19 protein-coding genes are annotated in these 17,806 nt (G+C 65.3%); 18 read left to right on the top strand and 1 reads right to left on the bottom strand.

The window, feature by feature from the left end:
* Positions 1–13: 13 nt before the first annotated feature.
* Genes FA94_RS12920 through FA94_RS12855 form a run of 14 tightly spaced genes read left to right on the top strand, consistent with a single transcriptional unit; the run spans position 14 to position 10,875 of the window.
* Complete coding sequence (locus tag FA94_RS12920; RefSeq protein ID WP_035551595.1) at positions 14–361, top strand: hypothetical protein; 348 nt, start codon at positions 14–16, stop codon at positions 359–361.
* Positions 362–415: 54 nt separating this feature from the next.
* Positions 416–901 carry a tetratricopeptide repeat protein gene (locus FA94_RS12915; RefSeq protein ID WP_035562023.1) on the top strand — a complete coding sequence of 162 codons (486 nt, stop codon included), beginning with the start codon at positions 416–418 and terminating at the stop codon, positions 899–901.
* Entirely contained in the window at positions 901–1,212 is a 312-nt protein-coding gene (locus FA94_RS12910; RefSeq protein WP_035551592.1) for a hypothetical protein, read from the top strand. Before FA94_RS12915 ends, FA94_RS12910 begins: the two co-directional genes overlap by 1 nt.
* On the top strand, positions 1,212–2,192 hold the full coding sequence (gene sctJ, locus FA94_RS12905; RefSeq protein WP_081935897.1) for a type III secretion system inner membrane ring lipoprotein SctJ: 981 nt from the start codon (positions 1,212–1,214) through the stop codon (positions 2,190–2,192). Before FA94_RS12910 ends, sctJ begins: the two co-directional genes overlap by 1 nt.
* Positions 2,189–2,851 (top strand): hypothetical protein, encoded by a 663-nt coding sequence (locus tag FA94_RS12900; RefSeq protein WP_231584949.1) that lies wholly within the window; start codon positions 2,189–2,191, stop codon positions 2,849–2,851. The genes sctJ and FA94_RS12900 overlap by 4 nt, the downstream gene beginning before the upstream one ends.
* Entirely contained in the window at positions 2,845–3,642 is a 798-nt protein-coding gene (locus tag FA94_RS12895) for a FliH/SctL family protein (RefSeq protein ID WP_035551590.1), read from the top strand. The genes FA94_RS12900 and FA94_RS12895 overlap by 7 nt, the downstream gene beginning before the upstream one ends.
* A complete protein-coding gene (locus tag FA94_RS12890) occupies positions 3,639–4,610 on the top strand; it encodes a FliM/FliN family flagellar motor switch protein (protein ID WP_035551587.1) in 972 nt (323 codons plus the stop codon). Before FA94_RS12895 ends, FA94_RS12890 begins: the two co-directional genes overlap by 4 nt.
* Positions 4,607–5,251: an EscR/YscR/HrcR family type III secretion system export apparatus protein gene (locus FA94_RS12885; RefSeq protein ID WP_035551585.1), complete on the top strand. Its 645-nt coding sequence runs from the start codon at positions 4,607–4,609 to the stop codon at positions 5,249–5,251. The genes FA94_RS12890 and FA94_RS12885 overlap by 4 nt, the downstream gene beginning before the upstream one ends.
* On the top strand, positions 5,248–5,523 hold the full coding sequence (gene sctS, locus FA94_RS12880; protein WP_035551582.1) for a type III secretion system export apparatus subunit SctS: 276 nt from the start codon (positions 5,248–5,250) through the stop codon (positions 5,521–5,523). The genes FA94_RS12885 and sctS overlap by 4 nt, the downstream gene beginning before the upstream one ends.
* Before the next feature lie 11 nt (positions 5,524–5,534).
* Complete coding sequence (locus FA94_RS12875) at positions 5,535–6,269, top strand: EscT/YscT/HrcT family type III secretion system export apparatus protein (RefSeq protein ID WP_081935895.1); 735 nt, start codon at positions 5,535–5,537, stop codon at positions 6,267–6,269.
* A complete protein-coding gene (locus FA94_RS12870) occupies positions 6,266–7,006 on the top strand; it encodes an EscU/YscU/HrcU family type III secretion system export apparatus switch protein (RefSeq protein ID WP_035551578.1) in 741 nt (246 codons plus the stop codon). The genes FA94_RS12875 and FA94_RS12870 overlap by 4 nt, the downstream gene beginning before the upstream one ends.
* A gap of 1 nt (position 7,007) precedes the next feature.
* Positions 7,008–9,086: a flagellar biosynthesis protein FlhA gene (locus FA94_RS12865; protein WP_035551575.1), complete on the top strand. Its 2,079-nt coding sequence runs from the start codon at positions 7,008–7,010 to the stop codon at positions 9,084–9,086.
* Complete coding sequence (locus tag FA94_RS12860; protein ID WP_051980563.1) at positions 9,083–10,447, top strand: FliI/YscN family ATPase; 1,365 nt, start codon at positions 9,083–9,085, stop codon at positions 10,445–10,447. The genes FA94_RS12865 and FA94_RS12860 overlap by 4 nt, the downstream gene beginning before the upstream one ends.
* The gene (locus tag FA94_RS12855) at positions 10,390–10,875 is read left to right on the top strand and encodes a hypothetical protein (RefSeq protein ID WP_231584947.1); all 486 of its coding nucleotides are present in this window, start codon (positions 10,390–10,392) and stop codon (positions 10,873–10,875) included. Before FA94_RS12860 ends, FA94_RS12855 begins: the two co-directional genes overlap by 58 nt.
* Before the next feature lie 150 nt (positions 10,876–11,025).
* Here FA94_RS12855 and FA94_RS12850 read toward each other — a convergent pair whose 3' ends face one another.
* On the bottom strand, positions 11,026–11,907 hold the full coding sequence (locus FA94_RS12850; RefSeq protein WP_035551572.1) for a DUF1521 domain-containing protein: 882 nt from the start codon (positions 11,905–11,907) through the stop codon (positions 11,026–11,028).
* A gap of 602 nt (positions 11,908–12,509) precedes the next feature.
* Here FA94_RS12850 and FA94_RS12845 point away from each other — a divergent pair.
* The 4 genes from FA94_RS12845 to FA94_RS12830 all read left to right on the top strand — a co-directional run bounded on the left by FA94_RS12845 (position 12,510) and on the right by FA94_RS12830 (position 17,792).
* Complete coding sequence (locus FA94_RS12845) at positions 12,510–12,920, top strand: hypothetical protein (protein WP_035551569.1); 411 nt, start codon at positions 12,510–12,512, stop codon at positions 12,918–12,920.
* Positions 12,921–13,227: 307 nt separating this feature from the next.
* Positions 13,228–15,210 carry an acetate--CoA ligase gene (gene acs, locus FA94_RS12840; RefSeq protein WP_035562008.1) on the top strand — a complete coding sequence of 661 codons (1,983 nt, stop codon included), beginning with the start codon at positions 13,228–13,230 and terminating at the stop codon, positions 15,208–15,210.
* A gap of 142 nt (positions 15,211–15,352) precedes the next feature.
* Positions 15,353–15,769: a DUF4212 domain-containing protein gene (locus tag FA94_RS12835; protein ID WP_081935891.1), complete on the top strand. Its 417-nt coding sequence runs from the start codon at positions 15,353–15,355 to the stop codon at positions 15,767–15,769.
* Between the two features lie 4 nt (positions 15,770–15,773).
* Positions 15,774–17,792: a sodium:solute symporter family protein gene (locus tag FA94_RS12830; protein WP_035551567.1), complete on the top strand. Its 2,019-nt coding sequence runs from the start codon at positions 15,774–15,776 to the stop codon at positions 17,790–17,792.
* Positions 17,793–17,806 lie beyond the last annotated feature (14 nt).

The following is a 17,806-nucleotide window of genomic DNA, read 5'->3' as shown; positions in this document are numbered from 1 at the left end:
AGGAGTGGGAATCGTGAATCTGAACGGAATCAACAATTTTTTGCCCGGCGCCCCCAGTTCCGCGCTTAGCGAGAATCACAGCCTGTCCACCGGCGGGCTGCTCGGTTTGCTCGAGAAGATCCTCGCCAAAGAGAACGACAAAGTGAACGGCACGCTGCAGGAAGCCGAGAACGCCGACGGGCTCCAGCAGGGGATCGGTGCGAACGGCGCCGATGGTGCGCAAGGCAACAACCAGGGGAACGTCGAAATGCTGCGCGCCCAGCAGGCGGTGGGCGAACTCAGCACCTTTAACTCCGCCGCCACGAACATGATGAACAGCGTCAACGATTCGCAGAAGGCCGTGGCGCAGAACACCCGATAACGCTTTTTAACCAGGACGGAGGCGCCTTTTCGGCGTCTTCGGCGATCCATGCCGATGCAGGACGACAGCCTGGAATTGCTGATCTCGATCGGTCACCTTGCCCGCGTCTACCGTCGTTTCGATGACGCGCGCTATCTGTTCGAGCGGCTCGCGCTGCTGTATCCGCAGCGCGCCTTTCCGTACCTCGGGCTCGGGCTCGTCGAGGTCGATCGCGCGAATTATCGCGGTGCGTCGCGGCTATTCGCGAAGGCGCTCGAGGTCGTGCCCGACAACGCGCTCGCGTGGGCGTGGCTCGGCACGTCCCAGGTGCTCGACGGTCATTACGCGCTGGGGGCACGCACGCTGATGAAGGTGGTCGGCAGCGACGAGCCCAGTGCGAATTCGATGGCGGTGGCGTTTCTGAAGCTGCCGGAATGCGCGCCTTTTATTAACGCCAACGCCGATGCCGCGCACTTGCGCGCGTCCGGCGCGGCACGTCCCGCTCACGCCGCAGCCCCTCTTTCAACGATTGAACGATTGACTATTCGAGGCAGGTATTGATGTTGCAACTTCCGATCACAACGCTGCCGGCGCCCGCCGGCGCATCGGTCCCGATGTCGACCGCCGACGCCGGCGCTGGTGGCCCCGGTTCGCTGATGGAGCGTCTGCTGGCGCATGCGCAGAACGCACAGGACATGTCTGTGCAGCAACTGTCGGTGGATCTCGGCCAGCTCGCTTCCGGCCGCGTCTCGACCATCGACCTGTTGCGTCTGCAAGCCGACATGGGCGCGTTCACGGTGCGCGTGCAGATGACGGTGCGGGTGGCCGACCAGATCGGCAGCGCGATCCAGACGCTGTCGCAGCGAAGCTGATGCGCCGCGCCCTGATCGTGCTGCCGGTCCTGCTGCTCCTCGCCGGCTGCAAAACCTCATTGTTCGAAGGCCTGGACGAGGACCAGGCGAACCACATCGTGGCCGCGCTGAGTCACCACGGGATCACCGGCTACAAGGACCGCAACGCGGACAAGACGTGGAACGTCTCGGTCGACGACGGCGACGCGGTGATCGCCACGGAACTGGCGAGCGCCTACGCGCTGCCGCGCGGCGGCCACGCCAATCTCGGCGAGCTGTTCAGCCGCCAGGGACTGATTTCGAGTCCCGAGGAGGACCGCGTGCGCTACGTGTACGGGCTCTCGCAGGAGCTGTCCGAAACGCTCGAAAAGATGGATGGCGTACTGCTCGCGCGCGTACACATCGTGCTGCCGGCGAAGGACCCGATGGATCCCGCGCAGGACGCATTGCCGTCGGCGTCCGTGATGATGCGTTACCGCAGCGATTACAACCTCGACCTGCTGCGCGACCGGATTCGCGCGATCGTGGCGGGCAGTGTCGAAGGACTGACCTCCGCGCGCGTCTCGTTGACGCTGCTGCCCGTTACGCCGGTGCTGACGTTTCCCGGCAATTGCGGGCAAGGCGCCGATGTCGCCAGCGCCGCGGGCGGCGTGACCACGACGGATTGCGTGCATGACGTCGGCGGTGGTCCGGCGCGCGCCACGGCGATGCTGGCTGTGCTGGCGCTGGTCGTGGCGTCGGCGGCCGGTTTCGTGTGGCTGTGGCGCTCGGGACGGCGCACGTGGTTCAAGCGCAAGCCGCGCGGTGGTCTGGCCGTCACGCGGGGCGGTGAACTTCAGGGTGATGCGGGCAAGGGCGCGCGAGAAGCCAACGAAACTCGCGAGGCCGACGACGGGGGCGACGGCGCGCAAGACGCCGCTCATGCCACCCACGCCACCAACGCCACCAACACCTCAGGGGGCCAATCCCGATCAGCGGCCCGCCATGGAGACGACGCATGACTCTGCAACCTGTTCGGCTCTTCGTTCCGTCATCCGCAGAGCAGGCAAGCGGTCGGCATTCGAGCGCTGCAAACCTGGCGAGTCCGACATCGACCGCTCGATGCGCGCCGGCGTACTGGGCGCATCACAGTTGGCTCGAATCGGCGCGTCCGGTGCGTAACGAGCGTAGCGCGCGTGCCGCCCACGCGTTTCTGTTCGAGCGCTATCCGCAACTGGCCGAAGCGACGCTCGCCGACTGGTCATCCGACTTGCCCGTCTGGCCGCGACCGGCGTGCGCGCGACTGTGCCGCGTCGTCGCCGCGCTCGCGTGTGCGTGTTCGTTGCGGCGCGTCGTGGCCGCGCAGGCGCGTACGGCGTTCGCCGTCAGCGTCGCGCCGCGCCTGCTTGAGGCGATCCAGCGGCACCCGCGCGCGCTCGCGGCCGATCTGAAAGTCGAACCGGCCGCGTCGCCGTTCGATCGTCACGACATGACGGCGCTTGGACTCGCGTTGGTGCAACGGGCCGACGCGGATTTGAGCCACGCGTTCTGGTGGAGTTTGCGGCTGCCGCGCGAGGTCGCGCAGTCCGCGCAGCGCTACGGTGTGCGCGGTTTGTCGGCGGTCGATGCCGCTGACCTGCTGGCCGACGCGAAACGTTTGATGGAGGTACCCCGATGCTGATCTGCCGGATGGGCGCATGGCGCATCGAATCGGATGGACATATGAGTGCGGATGAACTGGCGTCGCTCGAAGGACTGCGCGCCGTCGAAGCGGAGCGCGCGTCCGACGCGGCACGCGAACGCGGCCGTCTCGGCGAGCAGGTGCGCGAGTTGAAACGTCGCGCGTGGCGTCATGGACACGCGGCCGGCAAGCTTGCGGCGTTGCGCGATTACGCCGGACGCGACGCTGCGGCGGCGTTCGTCACGCAACGTCTGGAGGAGCGGCTTGCGCAGATCGTGCTGGGAGTGGTGAACGACATTGTCGGCGCGCTGCCGCCGTCGGCCGCGTTGACGCATCAATTGCGCCGTGCGGTGGCGGTGGCGCAATCGCAGCGGCTCGTTTCAATACGCGTGGCGCCGGCCGTGTTCGAGGAGACGGCGCGGCTGACCTCGACGATTCAGCGCGAACTCGGTGCGCCGCTTTGCACCGTGCTCGCCGATGCGGGATTGCCCGCGCATTCGTGCGTGATCGAGACCGAGGCCGGGGTGATCGATGGTGGGTTGACGGTGCAATTGCGCACGCTCGAGCGCGGTATTCGCGAGGGCGTTGCCGCGGTGTTGCGCCACTACGACCTGAGCGACGGCGCGGGGCGGACGATGGTCGATGCGATCGGGCAGGGCGTGCGGGAGACCGTGGCAATGCTGGCCGCGCCGATAGCGATACGGCCCACGCCCACGCCCACGCCCGAACCCTCCGCGCGACCCGCTCCGGCTCACGTCGTTCGCCACGTCGTCACCCGGGAGGCCGCATGACCCTCTGGCCCGACCTCGACACCCTCACGCTGGCCGACGCCGAGCGTCACAACCTCGCGCTGCGGCACTTCGGCTCGCCGCGCATCGTGCGCGCGGGCCGGCGCGCCTTCACGCTCGAATTCGAGCCGTGCCGCGCGCGCTATCCGTTGCGCCTGTCGGGCGTGGCGTCGCAAGCGCCGTTCAGCGCCGCCTGCGACGCCGGCGCGTTGCTGCCCGAACTCGCGGCGGAAGTGCCCGGCACGCTCGGCGCCGCCGCGCTGACGCATGTCGCCGACGCGTTGAGCGACTGGCTCTGCGCGCTCGAAGGTCTGTTCGGTTTCTCGATCGATCTCACCGGCGTCGCCTTCGACACCGTTCCCGAAGCGGGCGCCTATGGCCTCGCCGTCACGCAGATGGCGAACGGCCGCACCGCTCACTTCTCGTTCTGCAGTCCCGCGGTCGATGCCTGGCTGCGTCTTCATGTCCCCGCGCCACCGGCCGCCGATGCGCTGCTGCGCCGTCTGTTCGTGCGGCTGCCGATCTGCCTGCCTGGCCCGTCGCTGTCGCTGCCGCGCCTGCGCAAGCTCGCGGTCGGCGACGCGTTGCTGTTCGATCGGGACGCGTGTTTTCTGCGCGTGCCGTTGCGACTCGGCGCGTGCCGGATTCTTTTGAAATTCACTGAGGAGCACACCTTGATAGACCAGGTCCTGAACGATGAAACCCCCGCCGTCGAAGTGACCAGCGAACTGCTGCCCATCGACTCCCTGACCTTCGCGTTCGACGCCGTGCTCGGCACGCTGTCGCTCTCGGTTGCCGAACTGGCGCATTTGCGTCAGGGCTCGATCGTTGCGTTCCGTCTGCCCGCACGCGAGCGAACCGTGACGCTGTTGTGCCAGGGCATTCCGTTCGCGCGTGGCGAACTGATCGAGATCGAGGGTTCGCTCGGCGTGCGCGTGACCCGGCTGACCCAGGAGGATCGGCCGGCATGAGCGCTCAATTCGACCAGTTGCAGACCATCGGCATGTTCTTCATGCTGGGTCTGCTGCCGCTGGCGGTCGTAATGACGACCTCGTTCACGAAGTTCAGCATCGTGCTGACATTGCTGCGCTCCGCGCTCGGCGTGCAGCAGGCGCCGAGCAACATGGCGATTTCGGGTATCGCGCTCGCGGCGACGCTGGTCGTGATGTCGCCGACCCTCGCGAAGATCGAGGCCGCGCTGCCGGGCGCGGACAGCGGCGAGTTCCAGTTGCCGCGACCTGCCGAACTTTTCCAGGCGGTGCGCGATCCGCTCGGCGAGTTCATGTTCGCGCATTCGCGGCCCGACGAACGCAAGTTTCTGGTGGGCACCGTGAAGCGTATCGACCCGGCGCGCGACGCCCGCGAGACCGATCTCAGCCTGCTGATTCCGGCGTTCCTGATCGGCGAAATCTCGAGCGGCTTCGAGGCAGGCTTTCTGCTCTATATCGCGTTTCTGGTGGTCGATCTGGTGGTCGCCAATGTGCTCACGGCCATGGGTATGGTGATGCTGTCGCCGAGCACGGTGTCGATCCCGTTGAAGCTGTTCATCTTCGTGTCGGTGTCCGGCATGTCGAAGCTGATGCACGCGTTGATCGTCGGTTACGTCAAATGAACGCGCTGCCGTCTCTCGCCACGTTGTCCAGCGACGCGCTGATGCTGGTGTTCTGGTTGTCGCTGCCCGCGCTCGCGGTGGCGACCATCGTCGGTCTGTTGATCGGGCTGTTGCAGTCGATCACGCAGATTCAGGATCAGAGCCTGCCTTACGGCGCGAAGATCATCTGCGTCGGCGTGGTGCTGATCGTGACCACGCCCTGGGCCAGCCGCGAGATGGCGCGGTTTTTCGCGCATGTGTTTACCTTCATCGCGGCGGGGCGTCTGCATTGAACCCGGACTACATGAGCTATTTCGCGGGTTACGCGTTCTGCACGATCCGGCCCGCCGTCGCGCTGTTCCTGATTCCGTTCGGGCAGAGCGGCTCGCTGGGCGTTCGGATGCGCGTGCCGATGCTGCTCGCGTTGGCGATGCTGCCGCAGCAGGTCGGCTGGCCGGCCGAGCCATGGCCGGCCCTGTGTGTCGAAGCGGCGGCCGGTGTGGTGCTCGGCCTGCTGCTCGGCACGATCTTTCATGCGGCGGCCGCGGCCGGCGCGGTGCTCGATCAGCAGGGCGGCTATACGAGCGCGGCGATCTACGATCCGCACTTCCAGCAGGAGGCCGCGCTGTTCGAAACGCTGTTCTCGCAGTTCGCCGCGCTGGCGATGTTCACGGGCCCCGGTTTGCCGCTGCTGTTCGGCTTCTTCACCGATGCCTGGGTGCTGTGGCCGCCGGGCCGCTGGCGCGTCGATCTGGTCGAGATGTTCCGGCATGTCGCGCTGCGTGACACGACGGCTTCGCTAGCCGGCTCGTTTGCCGAAGGCTTGCGGCTCGTGAGTCCATTGCTCGGTCTCGTGCTGTTGATCGACGTCGCGTTCGGCCTGATGACGCGCCACGCCAAACGGCTCAATCCGTTCGCCACCGCGCGCACCGTCAAGGCCATGGTGCTCTCGTTCGCCGCGATGCTCAGCGTGCCCGCGTTGTTCGAGCAGTTGCAGATCGTGTTCACCCATCTGATCCATTTGCGTTCCTTGCCATGAGCGACAAGAGCGAAGCGCCGACGCCCAAACGGCTGCGCCGCGCGCGCGACGACGGCGAGACCGCGAAGAGCACACACCTGAGCGTCGCGTTCAGCGGTCTGTGCTGGTGGCTGTATCTGTTCATCGAAGCGCCGCATCTGTACGCGCTCGGCACGCGGCTGATCCTGGCGGTGACGACGCTCGACGCAAGCCTCCCGTTCGACGACCGGTTCGCGCGGACGTTCGCGCTGTTGACGTCGTTCATGCCGCAGGGGCTGAGCACGCTCGGCGTCGGCGTGCTGGCCGCGGTGGTGCCGGAATTGATCCAGACACGCGGGCTGATCGCCCTGAAGCGCGTGAAGCCCGATCTGAAGCGGCTCAATCCACTCAATGGTCTCAAGCAGATGTTCAGTCTGCGGCTCGTGTGGGACACGCTGCTCACGCTGTTGCAGTTCACGGTTCTGCTGTTGCTGTTCTGGCAGGCGCTGATCGCGTGGTTGCGGCAGCTCGCGCCGATCTATGGATTCGCGTTGCCGGCGCTACTCGGCTTCACGGCGACCTCGCACTCGCATCTGCTCGCGTGGATGGCCGCGTCGCAGATCGCGCCGGCTCTCGCCGACTATTTCGTCCAGCGGTTCTTGTGGCTGCGCACGATGCGCATGGACAAGAACGAGATCAAACGCGAATACCGCGACGACGAGGGTGATCCCTACGTTAAAAGTCGTCGCCGTGCGCTACACCGGGAGCTTGGTCAATAACATGCCGAACCGTTCCATTCTTAGTCGCTACGATCTGTCGGCGTTCTTCGCGCGGCACGCCGATCTTGCCGTCGCGCTCGGCCTGCTAGCGGTGCTCGCGCTGCTGATCGTGCCGGTGCCGCCGTTCGTGCTCGATCTGTTCATCTGCGTGAGTTTCGCCTCCAGCCTGACGATGCTGAGCACCACGCTGTATGTGTCGAAGGCCGCGGACCTCGCGAGTTTTCCGTCGTTGCTGCTGATCACCACGCTGTTGCGGCTCTCGCTGGCGATCGCGTCGACAAAGATGATTCTGCTGCATGCGCACGCCGGCCAGATCATCGGCGCGTTCGGTGAACTGGTGGTGGGCGGCAACGTGGCGGTCGGCCTCGTGGTGTTCATCGTACTCGCGGCGATCCAGTTCATCGTGGTTGCGAAGGGCGCGGACCGGGTCGCCGAAGTCGGCGCGCGCTTCACGCTCGACGGCATTCCCGGCCGGCAGATGAGTATCGACGCCGATCTGCGCTCCGGCGTGATCTCGCCCGCGCAGGCGAGCCGGGCGCGCGCGGCGCTCGAACGCGAAACGTATTTCTACGGCTCGCTCGACGGCGCGATGAAATTCGTCAAGGGCGACGCGGTCGCGGGGCTGGTCGTCGCGCTGGTGAATATCGTCGGCGGCCTCGCGATCGGGATCGCGCAGCGCGGCATGTCGTTCGCCGACGCGCTGCATACGTACACGATTCTCACCGTCGGCGATGGCCTGGTGGCGCAGATTCCGTCGCTGATCGTGTCGGTGTCGGCGGGCATTCTGGTGACGCGCGTGGCCTCCGCCGACAGCGCGGACGCGCATCTCGGCGGCGATATCTACCGGCAACTGACGGTGCATCCGAAGGCGATCGGCATGGCGGGCGCCGCCTGTTGCGCGTTGGCCGCGATTCCGGGTTTCCCGCATCTGCAGTTTCTGCTGGCCGGCGGGCTGCTGGTGGTGCTGGCGATCACGCTGATGCGCAACGCCGCGGCCGCGACCAACTCGCAACGCGCGCTGATGCCCGGCATGACCCGCGACGGCGGCAACTACGTGCCGCGGATTCTCGACGACGTCGAACTGGGCACGAGCGCGACCTTGCGGTTGCGGCTCGGCCTGAAAGCGTTCGACGCGTTGCGGCCCGAAGCGCTGAACCGGCAACTCGGGCAGTTGCGGCGGCACCTGATGGTCGAACTGGGCGTGCCGTTTCCGGGTCTCGCGCTGCTGCGCGACGCGCGGCTCGCGCCGGAGCGCTACATCGTCGATGTCGAGGATGTGCCGTTCGCGAGCGGCACGCTGATCGCCGCGCATACGCTGTTGAGCGGCGACGGCAGCCACATCACGTTCGAAGGCACCGAAGGCTACCGGCCGCGTAGCGAGAAATCGGTGTGGGTGCCGAGCGCGCAGGCAGCCTCGATCGACGATCCGGCGATTCGCAAAGCCAGCGTCGACGAAGCGCTGTGCGAGCACCTCGCCGAAGTGTGCGAGCGTTCGGCGGCCGATTTTCTCGGCACCCAGGAAACGCGCTTTCTGCTCGATCAACTCGGGATCGAATTCCGCGAGCTGGTGGCGCAGGCGGGCCAGGCCGCGAGTACGGTGCAGCTGGCCGGCGTGCTGCGGCAACTGCTGCAGCAGCGCGTGCCGATTCGCAATCTGCGGGCGATTCTCGAAGCGGTGGTGCGGGTGCCGGCGGGTGAACGCACGCTCGACCGGATGGTGCGCGAGGCGCGCATCCAGTTGGGGCGGCAGATTTCGCGCAACTTCGCCGACCTCGAATCGTGGACGATTTCCGCGGCGGTGCTGGAGCCAGGCTGGGAGGCCAGTCTCGAAGCGCAGATTCGCAGTGGGGCCGACGGCGAGCCGCTATGCGTGCTGTCCGCCGAAGAGATGGAGCGCGCGCAGCAGGTGCTGGGCGTGGACCTGTCGGGCATCGGATTGATCGTGACGAATGCGGTGCTGCGGCCGCATCTCGCGCGGTTATTGCGGGACTTTGGCTGGCGCACCGACGTGCTCGCGATCGAAGAAATTCCATTCGACATCTATCGGATTCAGACCATCGCGACGCTGGGCGCCCCATGACGGAGCGCGCGATCAAGTCGTCGGGACAGATCTGGCCCACGTTTGCGTCCGCGCCCGAGTTGCGCGGACGGGTGGTCGAAGCACGCGGCGTGATTGCACGGGTGGTGGGCGTGTCGTTGCGGATCGGCGAGAAGGTGAGATTGGTGCGACCCGATACGCTCGAGGCGCAGTACGGCGAAGTCGTCGGCTTCGCGCATGACGGCGCACTGGTGATGCCGCTGGCCGGACTCGCCGGGCTGTCGGATATCACCGAGGTGCAGGGCTGCGGCGCGGCGTGGAGCAGCGTCGACGCGGCGGGTTTGCTCGGGCGCGTGGTGGACGGGCTCGGCAATCCGCTCGACGGAGGACCGTTGCCGCCACAACGGGACATCGCACGAGGTTCGGCGGGTTCAGCGGGTTCTATTGGTTCGGCCGGCGGCGAGATCACACTCAATCCGCTGGAGCGGCCGGTCATCACGACGCCGTTCGCCACCGGCGTGCGCGCGATCGACGGCCTGCTGACCTGTGGCGTCGGCCAGCGCACGGGCATCTTCGCGCCGGCCGGCGGCGGCAAGAGCACGATCATGGGGATGATCGCGAACGGTGCATCGACCGATGCGATTGTGGTTGCGCTGATCGGCGAGCGCGGCCGCGAGGTGGGCGAATTCATTCACGATCATCTCGATCACCGGCGCGCGTCGACCGTCGTGATCGCGGCGACGTCCGACCGTCCCGCGGCGGAGCGAATCAAGGCGGCGGAACTCGCGTCGCAGGTCGCCGTGGGATTGCGCGCGAGCGGGCGCAACGTGTTGCTGCTCTTCGATTCGCTGACACGCTACGCGCGCGCGTTGCGCGAACTGGGTCTCGCGGTCGGCGAGCCGCCGCTGCGCGGCGGCTTTCCGCCGAGCGTGTTCGCGCGCTTGCCGAAACTGATCGAAACCGCCGGCGTGACCGCGCAAGGCAGCATCACCGGTTTCTACACGGTGCTCGCCGATGAGGCCGATCTGTCGGACCCGGTCGCGGAAGAAGCGCGCTCGCTGCTGGACGGGCATATCCAGTTGTCGTCGAAACTGGGTGCGTCCGGCCACTATCCGGCGATCGATATCTTGCGCAGCCGCAGCCGGTTGATGAGCCGCGTCGCGGACAGGACGCAACTCGCCGACGCAAACGCAGTGCGCGATTGGCTCGCGCGTTATGAAGAGGTCGAGATGCTATTGCAGATCGGCGAATACGAGCGGGGACATGATGCCGAAACGGACCTTGCCATCGAGCGGCGCCCTGCGATCCAGCAGTTTTTGCGTCAACCGTACGACCGGAGCAGTGAATGGGACGAGACGCGCGCGCTGCTGCATGCGTTGCGCGCTGGTGGGCGGGCGGTGTGATGCGCGATGCGGCACGGGAAGCTGCGTTCTGGCGGCTACTGGTCAAAGTGCGCGGTTTGCGCGTACGGCGCACGCTGCGCGCGCTGGCCGACGCGCGGCGGCATGAACGGCACGCGGCGGATGCGCTCGCCGCGCGGTTCGCCGCGCTGGACCAGCATGCGGAGCAACGGCAACGGGTGCTGATGCTTTGTCGGCGTGACGCGCGCGTTGGCGCGCAATGGCATGCGACGCTGCGCGCGCACGACGCGCGCATGCCCGCCTTGCAGCGGCAATTGAGCGCCGCGCGCGACACGCATGCGGCGGCGCGCGCTGTAGCGGCGCACGCGTTGAGCGCGTGGCAGGTGGAGCGAGTCCGGCATGACGATGCGAAGGAGCGTGTGCGGGTGGCGACCGCGCGCCTCGTGGCCGGTGACGGAGAAAGCACTTAGCGTCAGGGATTGCCGGCAAAGCAGGCGTTCCGCCGGCAGTCTTTAGATCACTGCAAAATCGCCGGACGCCGCGAACACATAGAGGATGTGTTCGCGGCGTCCTTCGAGGACAACGCGCTGCGCTGTCGTCCCCCGTTTCGTGCGCTTGGCTTAGGCGGCTTTCTTGAAGTCGTCCGCGGTGGGTTGCTTGCCGGTGGCCGGGTCGATGAAGCCGCTGCCGTTGCGGGCGGCCACGATGGTGTAGCCGTCCGGCGTGGCGGCGTCGAGCGCGCGGCCGTTGTTGCTCTTCTGCACGCTGAGGGCCGCCGAGTCCTGCTGGCTCAGACCGGAGACCTGATACGCCTGATTGCCCTTGGTGATCGTGACCTGATCCGCGTACGAGACCGACGGGTTGTTCCCAGCCGCCTGGGTGCCCACGCTGATTTTGGTGTTGTCCGGCAGCATGAACGTCATCGGGCCGTTGAACATCGCCGACGTTTTGTTCGCGCCGTTGGCGTGTTGTTCGATATGCGGGTCACCGTAGATGTTCGTCGTATCGCCGGTCTGTTTGTTCGTCAGAAGCATCGACGAATTGGTTTTGCTGAAGTCGAGTTTGTAGTCGCCCAGATCGATACTGGTCTTGTTGTTGGCGACCGGCGTATTGCTCCATTGCGTCTGATCGGTTCGGCCGCGCTCGTTGCAGCCGCAGTACCGACCTTGCGACGTGCCGTTGCCGCCGCGCGAGTAGTCGCCGTAGCCGCTCTGACTGGTATTGCGGCCCCAGCTTGCCTGCATCGGTTGGGCAGCCGGCCCGCGATTGATCGTGGTGCCTTGCGCGAAGAACGTGCTGCTCTGACCATTCGCCGTGTTCTGACCGACGACCGAGAAGGTGCTCTTCGAAAAGCCGCTCGCCATGTTCGATAACGGCGAGGACGCGTTGCGGCCGTTATTGAATGCCGGGGTTCGCGAGAGTGACGACGCGCCGCCGAACTGCGTGCTCAGTTGAGTCAGGTTTGGGAAGAAAGAAGACTGATTTTGCAACGTTGCTTGCATGTCGTGATTCCTGAAATTAAAAGAAACCAGGCTTGAGCCTGGCGAGCCGGGTCCGCGTCGCCGGATAGATTGGATCGGCGCCGCTTGATCAATAGTAGAGAGATGGGAACGCGATTCGGCGTACTTATATATAGCCGTCACGCTATATTTGAAGGCGACTGTTGCGTCTCGCCGGTCGTGACGATTCGTGCGGTCGTGCATCCAAATAGATAGGACCTGCTGACGGCGTCGCGGCGTTTCAATGGACCTGCATTTCTCCGATTTCTCTTTCACACAGGGATAGCGAAATGAAGCTCCAGTCAGTCAGTAGTCAAGCGGTCGACCGCGAACCGGCGGTGGCCAGTCGAAGCGATGCACCGAGCGTTCGACCTGGGTCGGCGCCTGCGGTGTTCGATACGTCGGTGGCGTCGGCGGCGGCGTTTCAGTGCAGCGTCGGGGCAGCCGAACGGGGCAACAGGCCGCTTCATGGTGACGGCCTGCCGGGTGGAGCGCTGCGGTCTCCGCAACCCGGTACGTCGACTGACGGTGAAACGCAGTCGGTCCGTGGCCGGCCTGAGCCATCGTCGCCTGTGGCGAAGCGTCGGCGTGTCGACGAGCCACCCGTGGAAACTTCAAGCGCGCTGGTATCTGCCATCATTAACCAGGCCGAAGCCGGGTTGCCGGCCCATCAGATAGCGAACGATTTGCGCCTGTCGGAAGATACCGTTTTGCATGTTGAGCTTTTACATTTGCAAAGCTCGCTGCTGGTCGTGGATGAACAGATCCGGATCGAGCGTGCCAACTTGCCGCCGAGTCCCGCTATGACGCCACCCGTGTCGCCGGAAGTTGTGCAAGCCGTGATCCGGGAATTGCGGGGCGGCGTCGACCGGCCGGATATCGCGCGCCACTTGCATCTGCAGGAGCCGGAGATCCTGGCCATCCACGGTCAGCTTCTCGACGATGAGTTCGCGCAACTCGATATGGACGCCTTCAAGGCAATGACCGGATCGTCGAGCGGCGAGTCGCCCGGGTAGGCGTTTAGTGTGAGCGCTTGCCGAGGCACGGGTTAACACTGATCCCGACGCAGAAGCGCGTCGACGTCTCCGGGCTAACCCTGGTGCCGATCGCGCGCACCCGCTCCACATAAGCATTGCCCCGTGCTGCCGATGACATTGCCGGAGCGCATCAGCTAACATAACAATCCCAGTATCTCTTGCACGATGCGCTGCGACGGCCTGATGTAAGTGACAGGTAAGTTGCGGCATTTATCCTGGCAGCATGCCGTTGACCGCTCGCGCGCCGGCACAGGTTTCAGGTTTGATTTTCACCAAGGGGTTGTCGATGTCTGCGATTGAATCGGTTCTTCAGGAACGCCGCGTTTTCCCGCCCTCCGCTGAAGCAGCGGCCGGCGCCGCGATCTCCGGCATGGATGCGTACCGGGCGCTCGCCGCCGAAGCGGAACGCGATTACGAAGGTTTCTGGGGGCGCCTTGCCCGCGAGACGCTTAGCTGGCATACGCCCTTCACCAAGGTGCTCGACGAATCGAACGCGCCGTTCTACACGTGGTTCGAAGACGGCCAGCTGAACGCGTCGTACAACAGCCTCGACCGTCATGTCGAAGCCGGCAACGGCGGGCGCGTCGCGATCGTTTTCGAAGCCGACGACGGCACCGTCACCAATGTGACGTATCAGGATCTGCTGCAACGCGTGTCGCGCTTCGCGAATGCGTTGAAGAAACGCGGCGTGAAGAAGGGCGACCGCGTGGTGATCTATATGCCCATGTCGATCGAAGGCATCGTCGCGATGCAGGCTTGCGCGCGGATCGGCGCTACGCATTCGGTGGTGTTCGGCGGCTTCTCGTCGAAGTCGCTCAACGAGCGCCTCGTGGACGTGGGCGCGGTCGCGCTCGTTACCTCCGACGAACAGATGCGCGGCGGCAAAGCGCTGCCGTTGAAGAATATCGCCGACGAAGCACTCGCCATGGGCGGCTGCGAAGCGGTGAAGAGCGTGATCGTCTATCAGCGCACCGGCGGCAAGGTCGCGTGGCACGAAGGCCGCGATTTGTGGATGCACGAACTCGCGCAAGCCGAATCGGATCAATGCCCGCCGGAGTGGGTCGGCGCCGAGCATCCGCTGTTCATTCTCTATACGTCCGGTTCGACCGGCAAGCCGAAGGGCGTGCAGCACAGCACCGGCGGCTATCTGCTGTGGACCGCGCAAACGCTGAAGTGGACCTTCGACTGGAAGCCCAGCGACGTGTTCTGGTGTACCGCCGACATCGGCTGGATCACCGGCCATAGCTACATTACGTACGGTCCGTTGACGCTTGGCGGCACCCAGGTCGTGTTCGAAGGCGTGCCTACCTATCCGAACGCCGGCCGCTTCTGGGACATGATCGCGAAGCACAAGGTCACGCTGTTCTACACGGCGCCCACGGCAATCCGCTCGTTGATCAAGTCGGCCGAGGCCGACCAGAAGGTGCATCCGAAGAGCTACGACCTGTCGTCGCTGCGCATTATCGGCACGGTCGGCGAGCCGATCAATCCCGAAGCGTGGGTGTGGTATCACGAGAACGTCGGCGGCGGCCGTTGCCCGATCGTCGACACGTGGTGGCAAACCGAAACCGGCGGCCACATGATCACGCCGCTGCCGGGCGCCACACCGCTGGTGCCGGGTTCGTGCACGCTGCCGTTGCCGGGCATCATGGCCGCGGTCGTCGACGAAACCGGGCAGGACGTGCCGAACGGGCAGGGCGGGATTCTGGTGGTGAAGCGTCCTTGGCCTTCCATGTTGCGTAACGTGTGGGGCGATCCGGACCGCTACAAGAAGAGCTATTTCCCCGAAGAACTCGGCGGCCGGCTGTATCTCGCCGGCGACGGCGCGGTGCGCGACAAGGACACCGGCTACTTCACGATCATGGGTCGGATCGACGACGTGCTGAACGTGTCGGGTCACCGGCTCGGCACGATGGAAATCGAGTCGGCGCTGGTGTCGAATCCGCTCGTCGCGGAAGCCGCAGTGGTGGGCCGGCCCGACTCGACGACCGGCGAGGCCGTGTGCGCATTCGTCGTGCTCAAGCGTGCGCGTCCGGAAGGCGAAGAGGCCGTGAAGCTCGCCAACGAATTGCGCGCGTGGGTGGCCAAGGAGATCGGTCCGATCGCGAAGCCGAAGGACATCCGCTTCGGCGAGAACCTGCCGAAGACGCGCTCGGGCAAGATCATGCGTCGCCTGCTGCGTTCGCTCGCGAAGGGCGAGGAGATCACCCAGGACGTGTCGACGCTGGAGAACCCGGCGATTCTCGACCAACTCGGCGAATCGCTGTGATGGGTTAGGGTTCGGGTCAGGCGTGCATCCCAGGATGCTCGCCTGACCGGATGACGCGATCTCTCACTCGAATCAGGCCGTAAAAAGCCACCGCGCGGACAATCCCGATTGCCTGCCCGGTGGCTTTTTGATACATAGGCGCATGGCCGCGCCGCATCACTCCTCTCACGCTACGTTGAATCCTCCACCCGAACCGCCTGCGGTGTCGGTGGCGATGGCGCGCGCGCATCGCAAGTACTGGCGCTTCAACGTCGCGCTGATCGCTACGTTGATGACGTTGGGCTTTCTCGTGTCGTTCGTGTTGCCGTTGATGGCGCCGGCGTTGGAGCATGTACGGATGGGCGGATTCAGGCTGCCGTTCTACTTCGGCGCGCAGGGCGCGATTCTGATCTATATGGTGTTGATCGTCGTGTATATCGTGCTGATGCAGCGCGCCGACCGCCGCTTGCTGCGTGCGTTCGAGGCGGATGCTGGCGTTGATGCGGATGCTGTTTCCGGCGCTGATCCTGGCGTTGACGCCAGCGCCGAGTCCAGCACCCCCGTGCCGCGCGGACGTTGAGCCCATGAAGCTCACGAATCGCCTGATCCGTTCATACGCGTTCTATACGCTCGGCTTCCTTCTGTTCATCTACGTGATGTGGCGCATTGAGCGCACCACCGGCCCCGGCGTGTGGATCGGCTATGTGTTCCTGTTCGTGCCGATCGCGGTGTATGCGGTGATCGGCCTGCTGTCGCGCACCTCCGATCTGGTCGAATACTACGTGGCGGGGCGGCGCGTGCCGTCCGTGTTCAACGGCATGGCGACGGCCGCCGACTGGTTGTCGGCGGCGTCGTTCATCGGCCTCGCGGGGTCGATCTATGCGACCGGCTACGACGGGCTCGCGTATCTGATGGGCTGGACCGGCGGCTATTGCCTCGTCGCGTTTCTGCTCGCGCCGTACGTGCGCAAACTGGCGCGCTACACGATTCCCGATTTTCTCGGCACGCGCTTTTCGAGCAACGCAGTGCGCGGGCTCGCGGCGTTGGCGGCGATTCTCTGTTCGTTCGTTTATCTGGTCGCGCAGATTCAGGGCGTCGGTCTGATCGCGACGCGCTTTATCGGCGTAGATTTTGCGGTGGGCATTTTCTGCGGGCTCGCGGGCATTCTGGTGTGCTCGTTTCTGGGCGGCATGCGCGCGGTCACGTGGACCCAGGTCGCGCAGTACATCATCCTGATCGCGGCGATCCTGATACCGGTGTCGATGATCGCGCACAAGGACGGCCTCGGCTGGCTGCCGCAATTCAACTACGGACGGTTGATGGCGCGCGTGGAAGGTCTCGAAAAACAGGTGCGCGACGCGCCGCTCGAACAGACCGTGCGCGACGACTATCGACGCCAGGCCGCCCGGATGCAGGTGCGGCTCGATACGCTGCCGCAATCGTTTATCGACGAGAAGTCGCGTCTCACGCAGGAGGTGGCCGATTTGCGGCGCCATAACGGACCATTGCGCGAGATCAAGGAACGCGAGAAAGCGCTCGATCAGTTTCCCCGCGATGCGGCCGCCGCGCAGATCGTCTGGAGCCAGCGCCGCGATGAAATGCTGATGCGTGCCGCCGCGCCGGTGCCGATGCACGAGCCGTTTCCCGCAGCCAACGATGAGGAACGGCGCATTCATGAGCGCAATTTCCTGTCGCTGCTGCTGTGCCTTTCGCTGGGGACGGCGAGCCTGCCGCATATTCTGACGCGCTATAACACGACGACGTCGGTTGCGTCCGCGCGACGCTCGGTCGGCTGGACGCTGTTTTTCGTCGCGCTGTTTTATCTGACGGTGCCGGTGCTGGCCGTGCTGATCAAGTACGAGATATTGACCCACCTGGTGGGCCATCACTTCGCCGATCTGCCGCAATGGTTCACGCAATGGAATAGGGTGGAACCGCGTCTGATCAGTCTGAACGATACGAACCTCGACGGCGTCGTGCGATGGAGCGAGATTCAGATGCAGCCGGACATGGTCGTGCTCGCCGCGCCCGAGATTGCGGGGTTGCCGTATGTGATGTCGGGATTGATTGCGGCGGGCGCGTTGGCCGCGGCGCTCTCGACCGCCGATGGTTTGCTGCTCACCATTGCGAATGCGTTGTCGCACGACGTGTATTACCACATGGTCGATCCGACGGCGTCGAGTCAGCGGCGCGTGACGGTCTCGAAGATTTTGCTGCTGGGCGTGGCGCTGTTCGCGTCGTATGTGGCGTCGTTGAATACCGGGAATATTCTGTTTCTGGTGGGGGCGGCGTTTTCGCTGGCGGCGTCGAGTCTGTTTCCGGTGCTGGTGCTGGGGGTGTTCTGGAAGCGCACCACGCGACTCGGCGCGGTGGCGGGGATGCTGGCGGGGCTGCTCGTGTGCATCTATTACATCGTCTCGACCTATCCGTTCTTCACGCAGATGACGGGCTTCGCCGGCGCGAGGTGGTTCGGGATCGAGCCGATCAGCTCGGGCGTGTTCGGCGTGCCGGCGGGGTTTCTGGTGGCGATCGGCGTGAGTCTCGTGGACCGGAAACCGGACGCCTATACGCGGGCGCTGGTGGACTACATCCGGCATCCTTAGCGCGGTTTGCAGAG

Source organism: Burkholderia sp. 9120 (assembly GCF_000745015.1).
Taxonomy (GTDB): Bacteria; Pseudomonadota; Gammaproteobacteria; order Burkholderiales; family Burkholderiaceae; genus Paraburkholderia.
The sequence above is the reverse complement of the archived record's forward strand: the minus strand, read 5'-3'. Positions and strand labels throughout refer to the sequence as shown.

Excerpts from the sequence above, each read along its gene's own strand:
- FA94_RS12915 (WP_035562023.1), top strand. The coding sequence starts at position 416 with ATGCAGGACGACAGCCTGGAATTGCTGATCTCGATCGGTCACCTTGCC.
- FA94_RS12910 (WP_035551592.1), top strand. The coding sequence starts at position 901 with ATGTTGCAACTTCCGATCACAACGCTGCCGGCGCCCGCCGGCGCATCG.
- sctJ (WP_081935897.1), top strand. The coding sequence starts at position 1,212 with ATGCGCCGCGCCCTGATCGTGCTGCCGGTCCTGCTGCTCCTCGCCGGC.
- FA94_RS12900 (WP_231584949.1), top strand. The coding sequence starts at position 2,189 with ATGACTCTGCAACCTGTTCGGCTCTTCGTTCCGTCATCCGCAGAGCAG.
- FA94_RS12895 (WP_035551590.1), top strand. The coding sequence starts at position 2,845 with ATGCTGATCTGCCGGATGGGCGCATGGCGCATCGAATCGGATGGACAT.
- FA94_RS12890 (WP_035551587.1), top strand. The coding sequence starts at position 3,639 with ATGACCCTCTGGCCCGACCTCGACACCCTCACGCTGGCCGACGCCGAG.
- FA94_RS12885 (WP_035551585.1), top strand. The coding sequence starts at position 4,607 with ATGAGCGCTCAATTCGACCAGTTGCAGACCATCGGCATGTTCTTCATG.
- sctS (WP_035551582.1), top strand. The coding sequence starts at position 5,248 with ATGAACGCGCTGCCGTCTCTCGCCACGTTGTCCAGCGACGCGCTGATG.
- FA94_RS12875 (WP_081935895.1), top strand. The coding sequence starts at position 5,535 with ATGAGCTATTTCGCGGGTTACGCGTTCTGCACGATCCGGCCCGCCGTC.
- FA94_RS12870 (WP_035551578.1), top strand. The coding sequence starts at position 6,266 with ATGAGCGACAAGAGCGAAGCGCCGACGCCCAAACGGCTGCGCCGCGCG.
- FA94_RS12865 (WP_035551575.1), top strand. The coding sequence starts at position 7,008 with ATGCCGAACCGTTCCATTCTTAGTCGCTACGATCTGTCGGCGTTCTTC.
- FA94_RS12860 (WP_051980563.1), top strand. The coding sequence starts at position 9,083 with ATGACGGAGCGCGCGATCAAGTCGTCGGGACAGATCTGGCCCACGTTT.
- FA94_RS12855 (WP_231584947.1), top strand. The coding sequence starts at position 10,390 with ATGGGACGAGACGCGCGCGCTGCTGCATGCGTTGCGCGCTGGTGGGCG.
- FA94_RS12850 (WP_035551572.1), bottom strand. The coding sequence starts at position 11,907 with ATGCAAGCAACGTTGCAAAATCAGTCTTCTTTCTTCCCAAACCTGACT.
- acs (WP_035562008.1), top strand. The coding sequence starts at position 13,228 with ATGTCTGCGATTGAATCGGTTCTTCAGGAACGCCGCGTTTTCCCGCCC.
- FA94_RS12835 (WP_081935891.1), top strand. The coding sequence starts at position 15,353 with ATGGCCGCGCCGCATCACTCCTCTCACGCTACGTTGAATCCTCCACCC.
- FA94_RS12830 (WP_035551567.1), top strand. The coding sequence starts at position 15,774 with ATGAAGCTCACGAATCGCCTGATCCGTTCATACGCGTTCTATACGCTC.